The organism is Vibrio sp. 1288, from assembly GCF_033344475.1.
The window spans coordinates 1-1042 of the sequence record NZ_JAWPOX010000154.1; the positions used below are offsets into that span (position 1 = coordinate 1).

The 1042-nt window shown below is 39.0% G+C and carries 1 protein-coding gene; it reads left to right on the forward strand.

Annotation, left to right across the window (positions count from 1 at the left end):
• Positions 1–267 precede the first annotated feature (267 nt).
• Positions 268–1042, forward strand: a 775-nt coding sequence (locus R8O11_RS25280; protein WP_318194619.1) for a HAMP domain-containing protein, incomplete at its 3' end; no start/stop codon positions are given.

The following is a 1042-nucleotide window of genomic DNA, read 5'->3' on the forward strand; positions in this document are numbered from 1 at the left end:
AACATGAATAAAATCAGGCTACGTTGAAATCAACTTAAGTACTATTTTGTTACATTTTTCACGTCGTGAATCATTTATTTTTCATCATTCTTGTGATTTGCCTCGATTAAAGAAAATTTCCTATAAATCAATTAATTGTTGAAAACAGAACCGTTATCAAAAAGACAAGAAATATTAGATAAAGTTGATCTAGTTACTCAGTTGAATAGTCCATTTGTTTGATATGATAGTGAACGAATTGTACATATATATTAAGGGAATCTATTCATGTTCCAAAACTTTACAATCAAACAAAAGATAGTGATTCCTCTATCTTTGATAATTGGATTGTTCACCGTGAGCTCAGTATTAAATGTTATGACAACGAGCAAGCAATCTGAATTAAGCGACACCTTAAATGAACAGATCGTACCAAACCTGTTCACGATTGAAGATGCGTACCGCGATCTCTACCAAGCGACTTCTGCTGTTCAAGGTATTGCCTTAGCAGAAACACAAGCAGATATTGATCATCACATTAACGAGTACAAAGACAATGCTTACAAAGCGTTACCGCGTATGGAAAAAGTGATTGAGCTATCGCGTGCGGGAGTGATGCCTGCATCACACGGTGCTGATGTACAAAAACTGGTGACTTTAGGTCAAAAGTGGCTACAAAGTTACGAAGTGATGTTGAGCAAGCCTCAATCTCAATGGCTAAGCTACTACAACGAGCACAAGAACACGTTTGAGGAGCAATTTGTTGATGTTCGCGCCCAGCTCAATGTCGTGAAAAGTGCTATCGAAGATAAGCAAGGTGAGTTGAAGTCAGACATTTCTGCGGCGACTGCACGAGCAGAATCGATTTTAGAAATGGGTATCATCGTTGTGATCTTAGCGGCACTTGGCATGGTATTCCTGCTGCTACGCACAGTACTTAAACCATTAAACGACATCAAAGACGCAATGGCGCAAATCGCTTCAGGTGATGGTGATCTTAGCCAACGAATCCAAATTAATACGCAAGATGAAATTGGTCAGCTGGCGAAGGCATTTAACGAGT